General features: G+C 55.8%; 15 protein-coding genes. 9 read left to right on the top strand and 6 right to left on the bottom strand.

Going from position 1 to position 20,515, the window contains the following annotated elements; genetic code table 11:
• Positions 1-18 precede the first annotated feature (18 nt).
• Positions 19-1,812: a DUF3137 domain-containing protein gene (locus tag GN111_RS20020; RefSeq protein WP_155305451.1), complete on the top strand. Its 1,794-nt coding sequence runs from the start codon at positions 19-21 to the stop codon at positions 1,810-1,812.
• A 27-nt stretch (positions 1,813-1,839) separates the two neighbouring features.
• Here the strand turns inward: GN111_RS20020 and GN111_RS20015 are convergent, their stop codons facing one another.
• From GN111_RS20015 to GN111_RS20005, 3 genes are all read right to left on the bottom strand, one after another.
• Complete coding sequence (locus tag GN111_RS20015) at positions 1,840-2,955, bottom strand: NADH:flavin oxidoreductase (RefSeq protein WP_155305450.1); 1,116 nt, start codon at positions 2,953-2,955, stop codon at positions 1,840-1,842.
• A gap of 250 nt (positions 2,956-3,205) precedes the next feature.
• Positions 3,206-3,613, bottom strand: a complete 408-nt coding sequence (locus GN111_RS20010; RefSeq protein ID WP_155305449.1) for a Rieske (2Fe-2S) protein — start codon at positions 3,611-3,613, stop codon at positions 3,206-3,208.
• Between the two features lie 28 nt (positions 3,614-3,641).
• Positions 3,642-4,637, bottom strand: a complete 996-nt coding sequence (locus tag GN111_RS20005) for a GlxA family transcriptional regulator (RefSeq protein ID WP_170302377.1) — start codon at positions 4,635-4,637, stop codon at positions 3,642-3,644.
• A gap of 363 nt (positions 4,638-5,000) precedes the next feature.
• Between GN111_RS20005 and GN111_RS20000 the strand changes: the two genes are divergently transcribed.
• From GN111_RS20000 to GN111_RS34465, 5 genes are all read left to right on the top strand, one after another.
• Positions 5,001-7,250 (top strand): molybdopterin-containing oxidoreductase family protein, encoded by a 2,250-nt coding sequence (locus GN111_RS20000; RefSeq protein ID WP_155305447.1) that lies wholly within the window; start codon positions 5,001-5,003, stop codon positions 7,248-7,250.
• A 282-nt stretch (positions 7,251-7,532) separates the two neighbouring features.
• Positions 7,533-8,507 carry an NAD(P)H-dependent flavin oxidoreductase gene (locus GN111_RS19995; protein WP_155305446.1) on the top strand — a complete coding sequence of 325 codons (975 nt, stop codon included), beginning with the start codon at positions 7,533-7,535 and terminating at the stop codon, positions 8,505-8,507.
• A gap of 397 nt (positions 8,508-8,904) precedes the next feature.
• Positions 8,905-10,575 carry an FG-GAP repeat domain-containing protein gene (locus tag GN111_RS19990; protein WP_155305445.1) on the top strand — a complete coding sequence of 557 codons (1,671 nt, stop codon included), beginning with the start codon at positions 8,905-8,907 and terminating at the stop codon, positions 10,573-10,575.
• A gap of 374 nt (positions 10,576-10,949) precedes the next feature.
• On the top strand, positions 10,950-12,602 hold the full coding sequence (locus tag GN111_RS19985) for a hypothetical protein (RefSeq protein ID WP_155305444.1): 1,653 nt from the start codon (positions 10,950-10,952) through the stop codon (positions 12,600-12,602).
• A gap of 97 nt (positions 12,603-12,699) precedes the next feature.
• The gene (locus GN111_RS34465) at positions 12,700-12,963 is read left to right on the top strand and encodes a type II toxin-antitoxin system prevent-host-death family antitoxin (RefSeq protein WP_353740189.1); all 264 of its coding nucleotides are present in this window, start codon (positions 12,700-12,702) and stop codon (positions 12,961-12,963) included.
• A gap of 276 nt (positions 12,964-13,239) precedes the next feature.
• On the opposite strand, the gene GN111_RS19975 is transcribed toward GN111_RS34465, so the two are convergent.
• Positions 13,240-14,373, bottom strand: a complete 1,134-nt coding sequence (locus GN111_RS19975) for an ATP-binding protein (protein WP_197740389.1) — start codon at positions 14,371-14,373, stop codon at positions 13,240-13,242.
• Between the two features lie 86 nt (positions 14,374-14,459).
• Positions 14,460-15,752 carry an MFS transporter gene (locus GN111_RS19970; protein ID WP_155305441.1) on the bottom strand — a complete coding sequence of 431 codons (1,293 nt, stop codon included), beginning with the start codon at positions 15,750-15,752 and terminating at the stop codon, positions 14,460-14,462.
• 575 nt (positions 15,753-16,327) lie between these two features.
• Between GN111_RS19970 and GN111_RS19965 the strand changes: the two genes are divergently transcribed.
• Together GN111_RS19965 and GN111_RS19960 are read left to right on the top strand one after the other, a co-directional pair.
• On the top strand, positions 16,328-17,167 hold the full coding sequence (locus GN111_RS19965; protein WP_155305440.1) for a methyltransferase family protein: 840 nt from the start codon (positions 16,328-16,330) through the stop codon (positions 17,165-17,167).
• Between the two features lie 400 nt (positions 17,168-17,567).
• Entirely contained in the window at positions 17,568-18,506 is a 939-nt protein-coding gene (locus tag GN111_RS19960) for a DMT family transporter (protein ID WP_155305439.1), read from the top strand.
• 40 nt (positions 18,507-18,546) lie between these two features.
• On the opposite strand, the gene GN111_RS19955 is transcribed toward GN111_RS19960, so the two are convergent.
• On the bottom strand, positions 18,547-19,524 hold the full coding sequence (locus GN111_RS19955; protein ID WP_155305438.1) for an aldo/keto reductase: 978 nt from the start codon (positions 19,522-19,524) through the stop codon (positions 18,547-18,549).
• A gap of 138 nt (positions 19,525-19,662) precedes the next feature.
• On the opposite strand from GN111_RS19955, the gene GN111_RS19950 reads away from it, so the two are divergent.
• Complete coding sequence (locus GN111_RS19950) at positions 19,663-20,493, top strand: M23 family metallopeptidase (protein WP_155305437.1); 831 nt, start codon at positions 19,663-19,665, stop codon at positions 20,491-20,493.
• Positions 20,494-20,515: the final 22 nt, after the last annotated feature.

Here is a 20,515-nt window from a genome sequence, read left to right as displayed (position 1 = left end):
CCGCGAAAAGGAGCAACCATGCAATCACTGGAATCCTTTTACCAATCCGATTTGCTGCCGGACCTGGAGAAGCTGGAGGCGCAACGGCTCACCGTAAAAAAGAAATTGGTGCAGGCCATCGTTATTTTCGTGGCGCTCAATCTGGCGTTTTTATTCGTTCATGGTCTGTTCGGCCTCAACCTTTATCTCATGGTCTGGTTGACGTTTATCATTTTATCGGCCCTTTTTACGTTTTTCTTCTGGCACATCAAGTACTACCGGGACTACCACACGGGTTTCAAGGACAAGATCATCCCCAGGATCGTGGCCTTTGTCGATCAGCGTCTGCGGTACGACAAAGCCGGAATGGTGCCCAGGGAAGCTTTTATGGCCAGCCATTTGTTTGTCGACAAGCCCGGTGAATACAGCGGGGACGATCTGGTGAGCGGCACCCTGGGGGAGACGGCCATTCAATTCTCGGAGGTGCATGCCAAGCGGGTCGACATCGTCCGGCGAAGTTCGAGTTCCAGCAGCACGAATCGAACGAAAAAACGAATCACCCCCATTTTCAACGGACTTCTCTTCATTGCCGATTTCAACAAATCCTTCAAGGGAACGACCATTGTCCTGCCGGACACGGCCCAGCGGCTGTTTGGTGATATCGGCCAGGCCCTCCAGCGCCTCAACGTGCAAAACGGCCAACTGGTCAAGATGGAAGACCCGGAATTCGAAAAGCTGTTCGTGGTTTATGGCCAGGATCAGGTGGAAGCACGCTATATCCTTTCCACCAGTTTAATACGTCGGATCGTCGATTTTCGGAACCGGGCGAATCAGGAGATGCGGCTTTCTTTTTCGGCCTCCAAACTTTTTGTGGCCATTCCCTTTCAAAGAGAACTGTTCGAGCCCAAAATCAGGGAAAGCCTGCTCAATATCTCCCACATCCAGGAGTATTACGACGATTTGAAACTGGTCGTCGATATCGTGGACGATTTGAATCTCAATACGCGCATATGGACGCAGAAAGGACCGGCGGAGGCAACCTCCGTGGCCGCGGCCAATACCGTCCTGGACGCCGGACCATCCGGTACACCACCTCCTCCGCCGACGTACCAGGAGATGAAAGGCCGGAAACGCTATTCGGAGGATGAAACCAAGGCGCTTTTCAAGGATTTCGTCAATAAGGCCGACACCTCCATGGCGCCCAAGATCAAGACGGCCAAACGCTGGGGGAAGCGGGTCGTTGGCATTTTTCTGGTATTGATTGCCTTGCCGTTTCTGCTGTCGGGCGTCGGTATGGGCGGATTGATCACCATGGGCGTCGGTCTGTTTTTGCTCGCGGGCAGCTTTCTGTCTCCAGCCATGGAAAAATTGGCGTTCGCCGTTCTTTTTCTCGCCGTTGGCATCGTTATCGCCGGGTTCAGCTACAATGGCTATCGAACCAGCTTGGCAAGCAAATCCTGGCCGAACGTAACCGGCAGTATCGTCCAATCGGAAATCGAAAAGCAGACCAGCACCAGCGGGGAAGGGGCCGACAAAAAAACCACGGTGAAGGAATACCCGAAAATCGCCTATCAATACCACATCGATGGACATCAGTATAAATCTGCAAAAATTTCTTATTTGTCGTCCATCGGCAGCGCCAGGCAGGTCGTTTCCCGATATCCCCAAGGCAAAACCATACCCGTTTACTACAATCCCGATAAGCCCGAACAGGCCGTGCTGGTTCCGGGGAACCCCAAATTCAATTATGTGCCCTATTTTTTTGCCGGGTTTTTTATCTTTTTCGGGGCGGTCCTGCTCAGTCATTGGCGCAAAAAGGCCCGGGCCCTTTGAAACGCGGGGCGAAACGCATCGCCCGTTTTACTGTCGGGCTTCCATGCGCTCCTCGGTCACGCAATAAATTCCCTTGCCTGTCATCCCCGGACGGAAACAGAGGTTGTCCGAAATGCAGCGGGCCGGGCTGCGGTCCCCGGATTGCCAGCGGTTGACCAGGTCGGGTTCGCGAATCAGGGGCCGGGACATGGAGAAGTAATCGGCCGTGCCGTCGGCCAGCAGGCGTTCGGCCACCTCCGGTGAACGGATGCCGCCCACCAGGATCAACGGCACGCTGAGTTCTTTCTTGAAGGCCCGGGCCGCTTCCTGGAAATAGGCCTCCTTCTCCGGCTTGTCGATATTGGGCCGGCTGGGGGAAAACTTGCCGCCGGTGAGCAGTCCACCGCTCAGTTCGATGGCATCCAGCCCGGCGGCGACCATTTGCCGGGCCGCCGCGATGCTTTCTTCAACAGTTAGCCCACCTTCGGCGAAATCCTCACAGTTCATTTTAACCAGCAGGGGATAGTCTTTTCCAACCTCCTCCCGGATGGCCCGGATGATTTCCGTGTGGATGCGCACCCGATTGTCCACCGGTCCGCCATAGGCGTCGGTTCGACGGTTGAACCAGGGGGAGAGAAACTGGCTCAGCAAGTAGCCGTGGGCGCTGTGCAACTGGATACCGTCGAAGCCGGCCGTTTTGGCTCGTTTGGCCGCGGCGACATAGGCTTCCTTCAAGGCGGAGATATCGTCGATAGAGAGTTCGGCGCGTGGGGTCTTGGCTAAACCGTCGAAAACCGAGGCCACTACCGGCGCCGTGCCAATGGCCTTTTCCAGGGCGAAGGTGCCGGCGTGAGCCAGTTGGGCCACGATGCGGCCGCCGGCTTCGTGGACGGCGGCGGTCATGGAGGTCAGACCGTCGACCCGGCTGTCATCGTAAATCCCCATCTGGAAGGGGCTGGCCTGACCCTTTTTCTCTACATAAGCGTGACCGGAGACGATCAGGCCTACACCGCCTCGGGCCAGGGCTAGCATGGTTTCCGTGAGCTTGGGTGTGACCTTGCCGTCCACGGTGGCCATGCCTTCCCAGGTGGCCGAGCGGACAAAACGGTTGGGCAGGGAAAGGCCATTGATGGTGGTGGACCGGTAAAGGGGAGAGGTTGTCATTGAATGCTCCTGATGATGTTTTTTGATGCGTTTGAATTTAAACCAACGTTTCTGAAGGGTTCCAGGATTCAAGGAGTCAAGGGGTCAAGGGATTTTCGCTCGAATCCTCGAATCCTGACAGTTTCGCAAAAAGTCACCAGACATGTCATTCCCGCGCAAGGCGGGAATCTATAACTAACGGAAAGTACTGGGTTCCCGCCTTCGCGGGAACGACATCAATGGACCAAATTCGATTTTTTGCAAAACCATTTTAACCGTCATTGGATAAAGTGATCGTCAGAGTATCTCCTTCACGGTCTACCGGATAGGTTTGCAGCGGCTTTTTCGCCGCCCCGCCCACTGGCTTGCCGTCGTAGGTAAAGGTCGATTTGGAGACCGAACAACACTGAATGATTTTGCTGCCGGCGATGGGGTCGATGCGTCGGCCCATGTGGGTGCAGCGGTTAGACACGGCGTGATGCTGGCCATCGTCGCCGTGAAAGACCAGCAACCGGTGTGCCGGGTCCTTGCCCTCCAAACGCACGGCGCTGCCGGGGGTGTTCAGTTCCGGCATGCGGGCAAGGTTTATACTGACGATGCCGTTTGAAACCGTCCATGCATGCGGATCGTTTGGCGGCGCGGTTTCGCAGATTCCCAACAGCCGTTTGAAGAATTTCATTTTTTCCTCCTTGTGTGGATATCTTTTTTCAAGCGGTCATTCTCCCTGTGGGGACGAAGAATTTTTCCCGGTAGGCACTGGGCGAAATGGCCGTGTGCTGCTTGAAGAGCCGGCAGAATGAACTGACATCATGGTATCCGACGTCCCAGGTAATCTCCTCGATAGTCTGATTGGTGGTTTCCAGCTTCTCCTTGGCCGCATCGATGCGGATTCGCTGCAGGTATTTGAGGGGCAGGTCTCCTGTGGCGGACTTGAAGCGCCTTTTGAAATGGCGGGGGCTGATGCCTACTTCCCGGGCGATGGCATCAACGCTGTCGATGGCGGCGTAATTTTCCGCAATGAGCTGCTGGGCTTTGAGGACCTGGGCGTCGCTGTGATTTCTCAAGGGACGCGTGAGGACGTAAGGTGTCTGGCTGCTGCGGTTGGGGTCCACGAGAAGCGCTTTGCAGCAGGCGGATGCGAGCCGATTGGAACCGAACCGGCGGATGAGGTGCAGAGCAAGCTGGTAAACGGCCGTGGCGGCTCCGGTACACAGGATGCCGTCGTCTTCGGTCAACATATGCTGGACGTTCAGGTTGACCATCGGGTATTGTTTTTGAAACATACGGGCGTACTGCCAGTTGGTGGTGGCGGTTTTGCCGTCCAGCAGTCCCAGTTCGGCGAGGATAAAGGTTCCGGTGCAAACCGTGGCGATGGGCGTCCCCCTGCGGCGCAATGCATCGATCCAGCGGTCCAGGCAATCAAGATTCGAAGGAATGGGTGTGACGTTGGGAAGCGTGGGGGCGACGATCAGGCAATCGGTGGAGGCCTTGTCGTCAACCGCTCCGTGGGGTAATACGGGGATATTTCCCAGCGCGGTCACCGGGGCGCCATCGGTGGTCAGAATTTCGGTTTGAAACAGCGGTCCGGCTTCCTCTTCCTCAAGGGCGCGCTGCCAGAGATTGGCGATGGCAAAGGCGTCGGTTAGCGTAGTAACACTGGAGAACAGGGCGCCTTCGGTTATCCAAAAGCTAATTTTAGGCATGGGTAAATTCCTGAATGGCATTTTTTGCACATTAATTGTCACTTATGCCACTTTTTTATTCCGCTGGCAAGCGCTATAACAATAATACACAAATGGCCATTCAAACGGGGGAGGAACAAACTGGCGTAGGAGTGGCTTCCAGCCGCGATTCTGATATGATCGAGGCTGGAAGCCGCTCCTACGAAACCCGAGGTTGTGCGCTCAACAACAGAAATCAATCTAATCAGCGGCGTTGTATCAAGGCCGAGATCAAGGCTTGCGAGCCACGAGGAATGAGGTGTATTGGCGATACTCCGCAGTGACGAGGGGTGAAGCATAACGCCGATATCGGGTTTGATACAGCGCCGCCCTAAGGGGGAAATCATGGGAGAATGGGTTAAGACCGGATGTGTGCTCTGCGCCCAAAACTGCGGCCTGGAGGTGCTCCTGGAAAATGGCCGCATTGTCAAAGTCAGGCCGGACAAGGCCAACCCGCGCAGCCGAGGCTATGCCTGCCGCAAGGGCCTCAATGTTCTATACCACCAGTATCCCGCCGATCGGATTACCCGGCCTCTCAAACGGGTTGGCGACGGTTTTGAACCGATCTCCTGGGACCGGGCCATCGAGGAAATCGCCGAACGGTTGCAGGGTCTTTTAGGCCAGCACGGTCCCCGCTGCCTGGCATACCTGGGCGGCAGTTCCCAGGGTGGACACATGGAAGCAGGTTTCGGTCTGGGGCTTTTACGCGCCCTGGGTTCCCAATATTATTATTCCTCGGCAGGCCAGGAGTTCAGCGGCGCCTGGTGGGTCAACGGCCGCATGCTGGGCAAGCAATACAACGTTGCCATTCCCGACGAACACGCCGCCGAGATGCTGGTCGCCTGGGGATGGAACGGCATGCAGAGCCACCAGATGCCCCGGGCGCCTCTGGTGCTGAAGGCGTTCAGCAAGGATCCCCGGCGGACGCTGGTGGCCATAGACCCAAGGCGCAGCGAAACCGCTGCCATCGCCGATCTTCATCTGGCCGTGCGGCCGGGCACCGACGCGCTGCTGACTCGGGCCATGATCGCGCTGATTCTCCAGGAAGGGTGGCAGAACCAGGCCTATCTGGACAGGCACGTGGACGGTTGGGACCGCATCCGGCCCTGGTTCGAGAATTTCGACATCCAGAGCGCCCTGCAGGTGTGTCAGGTCGATGCGGGTCAGGTTCGGGACTTGTGCCGACTGATGACCACCCGGCGCTGGTGCCTGCACACGGACCTGGGCATTTACATGGGCCGTCACAGCACGTTAAACTCTTACCTGACCAACATTCTCGCGGCGGTCTGCGGGGTGTTCGGCATGCGCGGCGGCAATATCGTTCCCGGCATGGTCATGCCCATGGGATTCCATGCCGACGAGAGAAACGAAAAGGTCTGGCGGACGGCGGCGACCGGCCTGCCGCCGGCGGCCGCGGGCGCCTTTCCCCCGGCGGTCCTTCCCGAGGAGATCGAAAGCGGCCGTCCCGACCGGCTGCGGGCGGTGATCGTCAGCGCCTGCAATCCCTTGCGATCCTGGCCGGACACCCGGGCCTTCGAGGCGGCCTTCGCCAAGCTGGATCTGCTGGTGGTCAACGACATCGTGATGAGCGAAACCGCGCGTCCGGCTCATTACGTGCTGCCCTGCCGCACCTTTTACGAATCCTGGGACGTGACCTTCTTTCCGTGGACCTATCCGGAAGTGTTTCTCCAATTGCGACGCCCATTGGTAGACCCGCCCGGCGAGTGCCTGGAAGCCTCTCAGATCCTTGTCCGCCTGGCCGACCGCCTGGGTTTGATTCCCGAGATTCCCGAAAGCCTGAATGCCGCCGCCCGGCAGGAACGCCTCACCTTTGGCGCCAAATTGATGGAATACGGCACCCAGGTTCCCGAGACCCTGCCGCGAATGCCTTTCGTGCTGGCCCGGACCCTGGGGAAAGAGTGGGACAGCGCTGCCAAGGCCGGCCTGTGGGGCCTGCTCATGACGGCGCCCAAAGCTTTTCGTAAAAACGCGGCTCGGGCCGGGTTTGAGCCGGGCATCGACCAGGGTGACCGCATCTTCCAGGCCCTGCTGGACACGCCCGAAGGGATCTGGGTGGGCAGGGCCGACGATAAGAATCCCATGGAGGGCATCAAAACCCCGTCGGGCAAAGTCGAAGTCTTCATTCCCGAACTGGAGAAGGGCGTTTTCGACCTGACGCCGGAGAAGGAAGCCCGCGACCTTGCAATGCCCGCAGGTTTTCCCCTGATCCTCAATGCCGGCCGCCATATGAAGACCAACATCAACACCATGATGCGCAATCCCCAGTGGAACGAAGGCAAACGGGCCTGTACGGTGGCGGTGAGCCCGGCCGATGCTGCCGATCTGAACCTGACCGACGGCCAGGATGTGAAGGTGACCACTGCAGCCGGAAGCACCATTGGCCAGCTGGAGATCAGCGAGCAGGTGCGGCCGGGAATGGTGCTGGTGCCCCATGGATTCGGGTTGATTTACGAAGGCGCTGTATATGGGATCAATGTCAACCGGCTGACCCAGAGCAGTCATCGGGACCCCATCGGAACGCCGTTGCATCGGTTTGTGCCCTGCCGAGTGGAACCGGTCAGCGTTCCTTCATAAATTACGAAGGTGGGAAGAATTGACAGTTTTGTAAAAAGTCGAAAGTCTCATCTTTTCGTCATTCCGGTGTAGGCCGGCGTTTAGCGCTATCCAGTAATCTCAATGGGTTCTGGATGCCGGATCAAGTCCGGCACGACGAATCTAGTACTCCCAAGGAAGTGATATCTGCTCGGGCACAGTTTTTCGTGGGAGCGACTTCCTTTCGGGCGTGTGGCCATCGGTGGCCTGAAAAAGCTTTTTACGAGATTATCAAACCTGTTACTTCCATTGGAGGAATCGATCATGAAAACCCGTATTACCGAGTTGTTCGATATTCAGCATCCCATCATCCAGGGCGGCATGCATTACGTGGCCTTCGCCGAACTGGCCGCCGCAGTTTCAAATGCCGGCGGGCTGGGCATCATCACGGCTCTGACCCAGAAGACGCCGTCCGATCTGGCCAAAGAGATCGACCGCTGTCGGGAGATGACTGACAGGCCATTCGGCGTGAATTTGACATTCCTGCCCACCGTTCACGCGGTAGACTATCCGGGCTATGTAGCCGCCATTATCGAGGGCGGAGTCAAGGTCGTGGAAACCGCCGGTCGCAATCCCGAGGCGGTGCTGCCGGCATTGAAGGCTGCCGGCATTAAAGTGATCCATAAGTGCACGTCGGTTCGCCACGCCTTGAAAGCCGAGGCTATCGGCTGCGACGCAGTGTCGGTGGACGGGTTCGAGTGTGGCGGCCATCCGGGCGAGGACGACATTCCCAATATGGTTCTCTTGCCCCGGGCTGCCGAAGAACTGAAGATTCCTTTCGTTGCTTCCGGCGGCATGGCCGACGCCCGCAGCCTAGTGGCTGCCCTGGCCTTGGGCGCCGAGGGCATCAACATGGGTACGCGCTTTATCGCCACCGTGGAGGCGCCGGTACATGAAAACGTCAAGCAGGCCCTCGTGGCGGCCACAGAGCTGGACACCCGGCTGGTGATGCGCCCTTTGCGCAACACGGAACGGGTGCTCAACAACCCGGCCGTGGAGCGGCTACTGGAAAAAGAGGCCTCTCTGGGCAAAACGCTGCAGTTTGAGGATATCGTCGAGGAAGTTGTGGGGGTTTACCCCAAAGTCATGACCGAGGGCCGGGTCGATTCCGGGGTGTGGTCCTGCGGCATGGTGGCCGGCCTGATTCACGATATCCCCACTTGCCGGCAGCTTGTCGACAGCATCATGAACGAAGCTGAGACCATCATCCGGCAGCGGTTGAAGGGGATGCTGGTCTGAAGTCCCTTTTCTTTTCTGCTAAAGGCGTAATCCCCTGCCGGGTGAAAGGCGTAGCGGACTGAGGAATTCCCCTAATTATTCTAAAAAATCAATCAGTTGGTGGGTGTTTTTGTAGGGGCACGGTGCCGCCGTGCCCCTGATATGGTTGAACCATTGTTTACATAAATTCCTTGCCGGGATGAAGGTAAAAGAGGGAATCCCGACTTTAACAAAAACCGCTCCCCCGAAACCGATCCCTGTTTCGACCAACACTCCTATTACACGCCTGCTTTCCCACCGCTCAAGCCTTATCTGTCGTTCCTGAAGTATCATTCAGAAACAAATTGCACTTTTAATTTTTCATGGTTCATGTTAACAAGGTTCACACGCCTGAAATAGGAAAAGGAGACTCTCGAACTTGAAGCGCGATCTACGACGGCTGATCGGTGTTCTACGCCTTTTTATAGCCTTTTTTATTCTCGTTCATTCCCCCGCCTTGGCAGAAGAAACCGCCAAACGCGTTTTGATCCTGCCTCTCACGATTCATTCGGAAAAAGACCTGACTTTTCTCAACAAAGGCATCATGGACATGATGGCTTCGCGCATCGGAGCTGCGGCCACCGTGATCCGCAAGGACGCCCTGGCGCCGGGAAAAAACCCGATCCAGATGGGACGCGACCTATACGCCGATTATGTCGTCACCGGAAGCCTGACCATTTTCGGCAACAGCGCCAGCACCGATGCCGCCCTCACCGATGTGAAAACCGGCGATGCCGCCTTGCAGTTCAACCAGTTCGGTCAGAGCAGCGGCGATGTGCTCATGCACATTAACCAATTTGCCACCCAGGCGGGCCAATATCTCGCTTCGCAATCCGCCCAACCTCAGGTGGCCGCTCCGACCGAAGCCGCACCCGCAGTAATGGTTCCCCAAGTGGAACCGCCGGTCCAGGCGATTCCCCAACCCGTTGCGCAACCCGTGGTTGCCCCGACACCGCCGCCGGCGGCCCCGACAGCCGCTCAAGCTGCAGCCGTCGAGAAAGAAATCGAACCCCTGTGGACCAGCAATCCTTTCAAGGGCACCATCGACGCCCTGGCCACCGGGGATGCAGACGGCAATGGCCGTCCGGACATCGCATTCGTACATGAAAGCAAGGTGGTGGTTGAAACCAGGAACGGCGACCGGCTGGATCGCCTGGCAGCCTTCGATGCCGGCAAACGCCACACCATCATTGCCTTGGATGCCGGAGACATCAACGGCAACGGCAAGGCGGAGATCTTCGTCACCCGACTGGATGCCCACGACAAGCTGGATTCATTGGTTCTGGAGTATAATGGGTCTTCCCTGCAGCCCATTGCCGGGGGCCAGCCCTGGTATTTTCGGGTCGGCGACGATCCGGAAAAAGGCCCCATCCTCATGGGCCAGCGCCGTGGAACCCCGTCGGCCACCGACACTGGCGGGCTGTATGAAACAAAGCATTTTCTGCCCGGCGTCTTCGAGCTGACCTGGACCGGCAAGGAATACCAGGCCGGCCGTCGCCTGCCCCTGCCTGGAGAGATGACCCTTTACCGGTTTGCCCGGGGAGACATTTTCAACGACGGCAAGACCCGGGCCATTGCCTATTCTTTAGGCGACAAACTGCGTATTACCACCCCGACGGGCAGCCCCCAGTGGGCCGGACAGGAGACACTGGGTGGTAATCCCATGTTTCTGACAGCCGAATCGTCCACGGACACCCGCACCACGGACCGCACTTACCTGACCCAACGCTTGGTCCCCGCCGATCTCGACGGTGACGGAACGGTGGAGGTGGTCACGGTGCACAACCGCGATTTTTCCCGCGGGTTCGTTGAGCGTTTTCGCCAGTACACTCGCGGTCGGGTGATTGCCCTGTGCTGGAACAAGGTGAACATGAAGGAAGTCTGGAGCGGCGAGGAGATCAGCGGCTACATCAGCGATTTCTCTCTGGCCGATCTTAACGGCGACGGCCGTTTGGAGGCGGTTTACGCCATGGTGACCAGCACCGGTATCATGCAGACCAAGTCCAGCAATATCGTCGTTGAGCAAATTGGTGAGCTGTCGGGGAAATAGTGGGGACCGACAAGAGAGAAAAATCCAATATCCAAAAACCAAATAAATCCCAATGACCAAATTCCAAACCATCTGGCAGGACCCTAAGACGCCGTTATGGGTTATTGATGCAGTTTGAAATTTTGAATTTAAGATTTATTTAAGATTTGGTGCTTGTGATTTGTGATTTCTGTTCGATATCATCGGATCGCCCATCAAGATCCGCTATTCTTATAAAAAAAATTATTATTGAGCCCTGACCCTTGTCAGCCACATGCTGGATTGTTGATGCAGCCTGGACAACTGCATCCACAGCGAATCCAAAGGAGGTGATGCAAACTATTTCAGGCAGTTGAACCATTGTACCATCACCACGTTTAACAAGGAGGAGCCAGATGAAAAAGGTTAGTCTACTGATTGCCCTATGTTCGGCGTTGATGATCGCCGCCCCGGTAATGGCCCTGGAGGTGGAAGTCTCGGGTCACTATTTTGTGGAGACGTACAACAACTCCAATTCGAACCTGAGTCCAAATGATGCCACAGACGATTACAGCAAAATGGAGTTCATGGCCAAACCGGTTTTCAAAATCACCGACAACATCACTCTCACCACCCAGTTTACCGGGCTGGAAGGTCATGTCTGGGGTGACAACCCCTCTGATGCCGGCTCCGAGTTCGATGATGATTACAACAACATCGAATGGAAAGCCGCCTACATGACCATCAAGACCCCTATCGGCGGGTTTATCGTCGGGCGCTACATCGACACCCCCTGGGGCACCGACCTGGGTGACAGCACCGCCAGCCACGGCAGCAACGACCTTGCCAAAGATCGCATCATGTGGGTGGTGCCCGTGGGCGATTTCATCTCCGGCCTGGTCTACCAGCGTGTCGGTGAGGGGGATAAAGGAGTCTCGGACTCGGACAAAGACAACATCAGAGCCTACGGATTCACTGCCTACAAACAAGAGAACTGGTCCACCGGGTTGCTGGTCTCCCGCTACAACCTGAAAGGTTTCGTGGACATGGCCGACCTGCGAGCCCTTCAGGCCGGATACAACAATTATGAAGCGCTGAATGACGCGGCTACACTGGCGCAGGCGACTTATGACGGTGCCTATGCCCAAATCTATGCGGGCTTGGCCCCCTTACTTGGTGAAGATGCTGCATATGCGGCTATTCAGGGTGAATTGGCCGCCACAAACGATTTTGCTCTGGGACAGGCTGTCGATCTAGCCAATTTGCAGAGGGATGCATCCCTGGCAGCTGGTCAGGCCGCCGCTGCCGGTTCGCTGATTTCCGGCGGTCTTACTAATAGCACTGCCGCCTTCTGGGTCCTTGATCCTTACTTCAAGGGCACTTTCGGCCCGTTGGGCATTGAGGCGGAATTCCTTTATGCCTTCGGTACCCTCGAGCTGGATGAGACCCGCACCGATGTGCGCAACGGAAGTCAGTTTGACGAACTGGACGGCGAGGCCATGGCCGCCACCATTGACCTGAAATATACGATCGCCGGCTTCACCTTCAATGGCGGATACACCTACGTGCAGGGCGACAGCGACTGGGCCGACGACGAATTTGGATCCATTGGCTACCTGGAACAAAGCATCGATCTGGAGCACGGCTTTCTGCTCACCTCTGACACTGCCGATATGGAAGGGACCTTCGGAGGAACGGACGCCAACGGCATTGCCCTGGGCAACCTCGCAGGTGGCAGGCAGACGCTGGCCGGATGTGCCGGGTACCAGATGTACTGGTTGGGCGCCGAATACCAGGTGCTGGACAACCTTAAAATCGGAGCGCTTTTTGTCTCGTCAAAAGCCGACGACGCCCCGTACCTCGACCTGACTTCGACCGACAAAGAGCAATGGGATGATGATCACGGCCAGGAGTACGACCTGACCGTCGAGTGGAACATCATGGACAACCTGACCTTCAATGGGGTTGTTGCCCACCTGGCGGCCGGTGATTTCTGGAAAGCGGGCGATCCGGATGCCGAGATCGAAGACAACACCACGTTTTACGGACAGTTGATCGTGGAATTCTAAACCGACCTGTCTACAGCCGGATTTTAGATTTCCGGCTAAATGACAAACGAACGCAAACGCCCCGGCGGCTTTACGCTACCGGGGCGTTTCTCTTTGTGTGGTTGCTATTAGGAGGATTCATTCATCGCGGCAGGAATCCGCTCACACTTTCAATGAACTGTTGAAAAAAATGCCGGCTGACGAACCTCAAATCGTAACCATACGTAACGTGGAAAGTGTAGTGGTGTTGTCCGTCAAGGAATATCGCAGGCTGAAACAACCGAAAACCGACCTATTCGCTTTTTTCAGGCAATCGCCGTTGCGGGAAGTGGATCTCGATCCTTCTCGTGTCAAAGACCCGTCCAGAGAGGTTGCATTATGAACTTCTTTCTGGATACTTGTGTAATACCGGAACTGGTCAAGCCCATCCCCAACACAATAGCCCTTGACGCGGCTTCTTCATTGAATCGCGGCTGGAAGCGCTCCAACGTTTGATGTACCTGCCGTTCGAAACGATTGTCCTGCTGATGGATGGAACTTTCCCTTGCATGGTTCGGGTTGTTGCGATTATCCATCTAAACGTGGGAGCGGCGTCTCCGCCGCGATGAATTCGATTGCTATCTATCCTTTAAGCGTCTCTTGCCGCATGCAGAAAGAATTAAATCTTATCCAACCCTCGATGCAAAGCCGGATTGATGACCGAAACTCCTTTTACCGAAAACCGTTCGTCGCCATTGTAAACAACAAAGCCGGGCAAACAGCGGTCTCCGACAACTTTTTGAAACCGCTCGATTCCTTTTAAAAAATCGGGCGTAAATGTCGCTGCGGATTTGATTTCGACGGGAACCAACTGACGGCCTTGGCGAACCAAAAGATCAACCTCGTTGCCGTTCGTGTCTCTGTAGAAAAAAAGTTCCGGTTTTTTTCCCTGGTTGAATCGGGCCTTCAACACTTCGAGAATCCAGAGGTTCTCATAAAGCCCTCCCCTTAACGGATCACGCAGCAACTGATCGGTGCTTTCGATGTTCAACAAGAAAGCGGCCAGTCCCGGATCGCAAAAATATAATTTGGGAGATTTGACGACACGTTTACGAATGTTTTCAAAAAAGGGCGGTAATTCAAAAACGACAAAGGACGCCTTCAACACACTGATCCAACTTTTAATTGTCGTAGCACTGACACCGACATCGTTGCTCAATGCATTGTAGTTCACGACCTGCCCGATTCTGCCGGCCAGCAACATCAAAAACTGCTGAAAGGCTGACAAATCCTTTAAATTGATCAGAGCACGGATATCTCGTTCGATATAGGTTTGCAGGTAGCCGTTGAAAAATCTGGACGGCGACAACCGGTTTTCATGAACGCCTGGAAACAAACCGCTGAGTATCATATCAAAGGCGTTCGCTTTTTCCCGATAGTTCAGCAGTTCCTCATGGGAGAACGGAAGCAGGTTAAGCACGGCTGTCCGCCCCGCCAGGGATTGGCTTGCGGACTGGTGGAGTTCCGGTTGATGGCTTCCGGTAAGGATAAACATGCCCGGTTTGCGGGCATCGTCAACGATGCCTTGAATGTAGGACAGCAATAGCGGAAGCCGTTGAATTTCATCCAGGATGCCGCCTTCAGGGAGTTGGGTTAAAAATCCTTTGGGATCCGATTCCGCTGCCATGCGGATATCGGGGTTTTCCAGGGAATAATAGCGCTTGTCCGGGAAGGTCATGCGGGCCAGCGTCGTTTTTCCGGACTGGCGCGGCCCAAAGACGGTCACCACCGGATATTCTGCGGCCGATTCCAATAATTCTGTTGTGATAAGACGTCGGATCATGTTGGAGGATAAACACAAAAATATGAAAATCGCAAGTTGAAGTTTGTATTTTCATATTATCTATTAAACGTTTCCTTCATCATCAACGTACACCCCAACGCAACCACCGACGAGACCAGCAACACCAGCAACAGGGTGGTGTACCCTTCCAGGGCAAAGGCGCCGGAATGATGATGGGGATAGGCATCCAGGATTTTGCCCAGCATGGGCATGTACACCGCTCCTCCAAGGAAGGGAAAGAGGTTGACGGTACCCACCGAGGTTCCGGCAATCTCCACCGGAAACAGTTCCTTGGTGGCGGTAAAGCCGATGACCACGATGGACGAGGAGCAAACGGCGAAGACGAAGAAAAAGACATAAAGTGCGGGAATCGGTAGACTGGTCGGAAACAGATACAGGGTCCCCATTCCGACCACCAGAATCGTTGTGCAGCCGATAAACGGCTTCTTGCGGCTTTTGAGCACTCGGTCGGAGAGGTAGCCCAGAAAGGGGCTGCCGAGGATCATGCCCCAGGCGATCATGCTCAAAATGGCACCTGCGGTTTCACGGGAAAGTCCGTAAACGTGCATAAGAAAGGGCCCGCCCCAGAGACCACCGAATCCGAAAAAGATGCCGCAGTCGAAAAAGAACCACAGGGCCAGGGGCCAGAAGTGGCGGTTGGAAATTACCTGCCGCATGCCGGCCAGGAGAGGAATGGACTGCACCGGTGCGGTCGGAGCACCCGGCGTTGCGGCCAGGTCGGCAATGGCCGGCCAGCCCTTGTCCTGGGGCCGGTCCCGGACGATCAGCCAAACCAGAACGACGAGGACAAAGGTGCACCCGCCGATCAATTCGAACGAGAGGCGCCAGCCAAAGGCCTCGGTCATCAGGGCCAGCAGCCAGGTGGCGGCCATGACCCCGGCACCGCCCACGGCATTGAGAATGCCGGCCATGGAAGCGAATTCGTGGGGATGATACCACTGGCTGAGAATTTTCATGGTGGGAATGAAAACCATGGAAACCCCGAAGCCCACCAGAATGCGACCCACAAAGGCCGTCTCGATGTTGGGCGCCATCCCGAACAGGATACTGCCCGCCGAGGCCGCCACCAGAAACGTGGTCACTGTCCGCCGTGGTCCCACCGAATCGGACAGCAGTCCCGCAGGCAGCTGCATGGCCGCGTAGCAGTAAAAGTAAATCGACCCCAAAAGGCCCATAACTCCGGCGGTGGTATTAAAATCCTCGACCAGATGATCGGCCACGACGGACAGCGAAAGCCGGTGGAAATAGACGAACAGATAGGCCAGAGCCAGGATGGAGAAGATCAGCCAGCGAAACCGTAGCAGGGGATGGGGAGAGGTGTCGTCCATGGTTGCTTTCCTTTTCAAGTTTAGCTTGCGAGAACAGTTTCCCGAAACAACATTGATGATGATCCCGTAAAAAGCTTTTCAGACCACTTGTGGCCACACGCCCGAAAGGAAGTGGTGGAGTCGTGGGAGCGGCTTCCAGCCGCGATTTAGTCGGTAATCATCGCGGCGGGGACGCCGCTCCCACGAAAAACTGTGCCTGAACAGATATCACTTCCTTAAAAGTCGCAGAGGCGTCATGCTGGACCTGATCCGGCATCCAGAACGACTGGATTCCGGCCTTCGCCGGAATGACATGCCTGGTGACTTTTTGCGAGACAGTCAACAAAGGGTAGGAATCGAAACGTTAAGAAATCGTAATGATCATGCCATAAGATCCGGATCATGAAAAGGCCCGGCAATCATTTCGTTTGAATCCAGGGATTTTCAGACTTATTATTCACGACAGGTTTGTAATAATCCCCAGGCTCGTCATGCCGGACTTGATCCGGCATCCAGAAGGTGTCGAAAAGACTGGATTCCGGCCTACGCCGGAATGACGCCAACTGGTACTTCCGGTTTTTCTGGAAAGGCGTATCATGCCGAAAGACGAAACCAATATCTGCAAACTCGCGGCCGTGGACGACGCCCAGGCCAGACACGGCACCGGTGCACAACTGATTTCCCGTAAACCGGGGGCCATGATTCTGGTGGCGGGGGCTTATGTCCTCGGCGGCGGGGGCATGATGGCGTGGCTGGTCTTTCTCGTGCTGGGCCCGCTGTTCACCTTGCCCATGGGCCTGTCCATACCCGGACGCCTGCTGGTGGACACTTTCTTGTGCCTGCTGTTTTTCATCCAGCACAGCTTCATGGTCCGACGCCGGTTTCGGGTCTGGCTGACCCTCACCGTACGGGCCGATTTTCACGGCGCGCTATATGCCTCTGTCTCCGGGTTCTGCCTTTTGTTTTTGATCGCCTTCTGGCAGCCGGTGGGCGCGCCGCTGTGGATTCCGCCGTCGCTGGTTCGGTGGTTCGTGGGAGTCGTGTTTCTGGTTGCCGGCGGCATCGGCTGGTGGGGAAGCCGCTCCCTGGGCGAATTCGACGCCCTGGGAGTCAAGCCGGCCCTGAGGGCTATGAATAATGGGGCGCCGGCCGGCAATGTCCCCTTTACCGTCCGCGGCCCCTACCGATGGGTGCGTCACCCGCTTTATCTGGTCAGCCTGGTTATCATCTGGGCTGGGCCGGTATTTACCCTGGACCGACTACTGCACAATGCTCTCTGGACCCTCTGGATCGTCATCGGCGCCACCATGGAGGAACGCGACCTGGTGAACTGCTTTGGCGAGGCCTACCGAAACTATCGGAAAACGGTGCCCATGCTGCTGCCCAGAAGTTTGAGGCCGCTGGTGAAGGATATTGGCACCAAACAAAAGGATTGATTCTGACACCAGCTTCGCAACGATGATTCAGTCAGTTACCTGAACCGGGTGAAAATCACAAATTTCAAGCACCAAATCTGATGGTCTCGTAAAAAGTCGCAGAAGCGTCATGCCGGACTTGGTCCGGAATCCAGAACATATTGAAAAGACTGGATTCCGGCCTTCGCCGGAATGACGAAAAAATGAAATTGGTTACTTTTATCGAACCTGTCAAATCTCAAATAATTCCCAAGCACCAATTCCCAACGTTCAAACATGGCATGGACCTAACCGGTAGGGCGTTTGAAATTTGGGTTGTTGGGATTAATTTGGAATTTGAGATTTGGTTTTTGTGATTTTTATTGTGAATTCTAACGTTTTCTTTTAGTTCCCATGTTTATAAAAATTTAATAGGCTTCCCATGTCCTCAAACAACAACCCCCGCCAGGTCAAGCTGGATGCCGCCGTGGCCGGCCCCCTTTTCATGCTGGCTGCAGCCCTGCTGTTCACCGTGCTCAACCTGCTGATCAAGATGCTCGGGCCTGAATATACCATCTGGCACATCGGTTTTTTCCGCTTCTTCGGGGGCGTGTTGGTGCTGGTGCTGGTGTTCGCCAGATACGGCAACCCCTACCGCGGCCACAACACGCGTTTGCTGATCATCCGCGGCTGCACCGGCTCTGCGGCCTTTTTATCCCTGATTACCGCCATTCGTCTGCTGCCGATCTCCACCGCCATGGTGATCTTCTATGCCTTTCCGGCCTTTTCGGCCGTATTTTCCTATCTGATTTACGGTGAGCGCATCTCCAAAGCAGAAATCGGATGCATCACCATAGTCATCGTCGGCATCGGAATTTTGTTCGACTTCCGGCTGGAGGGCGTTTTTTTCGGTCAGCTCATGGCCCTTGTCGGTGCCGCCTTTGCCGGCCTGACCGTAACCCTGATCAAAACCCTGCGGGAGAAGAACGGGCCGGTGATCATCTACCTCTACTTTTGCACCATGGGAACGCTCATCACCCTGCCCCGGTTTGCCCTGGTTCCGCTCCTGCCCGCTTCCAGCGTGGAATGGGCCATGGTACTGGGCATCGTTTTTTCGTCGATCACGGCCCAATTGCTGATGAATCAGGGATTTTTCTACTGCAGGGGTTGGGAGGGGGGCGTCTTCATGTCCAGCGAAGTGGTCTTCACCGCCTTTGTGGGGATCGCTTTCTTGGGCGATCCGGCATCCTGGAACTTCTGGATCGGGGGGCTATTGATTTTCGGCAGCGCCGTGGCCCTGAACCGGTTCAAGGCCAATCACGCGAAGCGGGAAAAACGGCGTGCAACGGAACCAGCTGAATCGCCGCTTTCACGGGGATGACATTTTAGGAGGCATTTCGGACCTTCGTCAGCGCCTTCTGCTACTGGTCCACAAAGAGTAGATTCTGGGCATTGTGGCGTTCACCGGAGACCTGTCGCCCCAGGGCATCCAATTCGTCCATCAAGGCCTGTGAAAGTTGAATGCCAGCGGCCGCTGCATTTTCCTTTAGATATCGCCGGCGTTTCATTCCCGGAATGGGAACGATGGATGGGGACTTGGCCAACAGCCATGCGAGGGACAGCTGTGCCGGCGTGTGGCCGCTTTGGCGCGACAGCCGTTTCAAACGTTCGACCAATTGTTGATTGCGGGCCATGGCATCGTTTTTAAAGCGAGGAATGCCCCGGCGATAATCCCCTTCGGCCAAATCGGCTAACGATTTCACGGTACCGGTCAAATATCCCCGACCCAACGGGCAGTAGGGGATCAGGGACACGTTCAGTTCCCGGCAGCGGGGCAGGAGCGTCTTTTCCACATCCCGATGCCACAGGCTGTGCTCAGATTGCAGTGCAGTAACCGGGTGAATCTTGTGGGCCCTGAGCAGCGTTTCGGCCGATACTTCAGACAGGCCGATATACCGAACCTTGCCGGAAACCACCAGGTCGGCCATCGCCCCTACCGTTTCTTCGATAGGGACGTCTGGATCCCTTCGGTGCAGATAGTACAGATCAATTGTTTCTATTCCCAGACGCTGCAGACTTTTTTCACAGGCCGTGATCACATAATCAGGCCGCCCGCAGACACTCACCTTTCCATGTTCGTCACCGACAAAGCCGAACTTGGTTGCGATCACCACGTCTTTCCTGTGGTGTCTCAACGCCTTGGCAATCAAGCATTCGTTATGTCCGTCGCCGTATACATCGGCAGTGTCGAAAAAATTGATGCCCATATCCAAAGCAGACGAAAGCGTGGCCAGCGATTCTTTTTCGTCGGCCGGACCATAGGCGTGGGACATACCCCAGCAACCCAGACCAATAGAGGACACCTCGAGAGAATGGTTTCCCAGCCAGCGTCTTTGCATTAAGGACTCCTTGTATTTTTTCAGGTGACGGTTTTCGCTGCCCCCCTTTCATCAAAGGGTCGATCCGTGTATAACCAAATTTAATTAATTGCGGCCGTCAACCATGTAAATCAACGCAAAACCAATTCAGGTCATTTTATGCAGCGAATCGTTATTTTTATTATCCTGGTATTTTTGTGCCTGCAACCTTCAGCACAGGCGTTTACCCTGGAAGGTCAACTCACCCAGGGCGGCATGGCCATCGGAAAGGTCGATCCCGGTGCTGCCGTTCACTTCCAGGGAAAATCCGTACAGGTGTCGCCGGACGGCCTGTTCGTTGTCGGCTTTTCCCGGGATGCCGAACCGAACCTGGAGATCGAGATTCAACAGCCCTCCGGCCAATTGGAAAAACACCCGATCCACATTAAAAAACGGACTTACGACATCCAGCGCATCGATGGATTGCCGCCGCGCAAGGTGTCGCCATCCAAAGAAGACCTGGATCGCATTTACAAAGACATCGCCTTGGTAAAAAAGGCTCGCAAAATCGACGATCCACGGCTGGACTTTACCCAGCCCTTCATCTGGCCGGTCATCGGCAGGATCAGCGGCGTCTACGGCAGCCAGCGCATTTTAAACGGCAAGCCCAAGCGGCCCCATTTTGGCGTGGACATTGCCGCGCCGACCGGCACCTCGGTAAAAGCACCGGCCGATGGCATCGTCACCATGGTCCACGACGACATGTTTTACTCCGGCGGCACCCTGATCGTGGACCACGGCCACGGCGTTTCCACGGTTTACATGCACCTGCACAAAATCCTGGTAGAAAAAGGGCAAGCGGTCAAACAAGGTGACGTGATCGCCCAGGTGGGCGCCACCGGCCGTGTTACCGGTCCTCACCTGCATTGGGGCATGAACTGGTTCGAGACGCGGCTGGACCCGTCCCTGTTGGTGCCACCCATGCCGGAACCGGCGGCAGCTAAAAATTGACAGTCTCGCAAAAAGTCACCGG

The organism is Desulfosarcina widdelii (assembly GCF_009688965.1).
GTDB classification, from domain to species: Bacteria; Desulfobacterota; Desulfobacteria; order Desulfobacterales; family Desulfosarcinaceae; genus Desulfosarcina; species Desulfosarcina widdelii.
The sequence above is the reverse complement of the archived record's forward strand: the minus strand, read 5'-3'. Positions and strand labels throughout refer to the sequence as shown.

Coding starts and splice junctions, on each gene's coding strand:
- GN111_RS19965 (WP_155305440.1), top strand. CDS start 16,328: ATGCCGAAAGACGAAACCAATATCTGCAAACTCGCGGCCGTGGACGAC.
- GN111_RS19970 (WP_155305441.1), bottom strand. CDS start 15,752: ATGGACGACACCTCTCCCCATCCCCTGCTACGGTTTCGCTGGCTGATC.
- GN111_RS19950 (WP_155305437.1), top strand. CDS start 19,663: ATGCAGCGAATCGTTATTTTTATTATCCTGGTATTTTTGTGCCTGCAA.
- GN111_RS20020 (WP_155305451.1), top strand. CDS start 19: ATGCAATCACTGGAATCCTTTTACCAATCCGATTTGCTGCCGGACCTG.
- GN111_RS19985 (WP_155305444.1), top strand. CDS start 10,950: ATGAAAAAGGTTAGTCTACTGATTGCCCTATGTTCGGCGTTGATGATC.
- GN111_RS19955 (WP_155305438.1), bottom strand. CDS start 19,524: ATGCAAAGACGCTGGCTGGGAAACCATTCTCTCGAGGTGTCCTCTATT.
- GN111_RS20000 (WP_155305447.1), top strand. CDS start 5,001: ATGGGAGAATGGGTTAAGACCGGATGTGTGCTCTGCGCCCAAAACTGC.
- GN111_RS19960 (WP_155305439.1), top strand. CDS start 17,568: ATGTCCTCAAACAACAACCCCCGCCAGGTCAAGCTGGATGCCGCCGTG.
- GN111_RS20015 (WP_155305450.1), bottom strand. CDS start 2,955: ATGACAACCTCTCCCCTTTACCGGTCCACCACCATCAATGGCCTTTCC.
- GN111_RS20005 (WP_170302377.1), bottom strand. CDS start 4,637: ATGCCTAAAATTAGCTTTTGGATAACCGAAGGCGCCCTGTTCTCCAGT.
- GN111_RS19995 (WP_155305446.1), top strand. CDS start 7,533: ATGAAAACCCGTATTACCGAGTTGTTCGATATTCAGCATCCCATCATC.
- GN111_RS20010 (WP_155305449.1), bottom strand. CDS start 3,613: ATGAAATTCTTCAAACGGCTGTTGGGAATCTGCGAAACCGCGCCGCCA.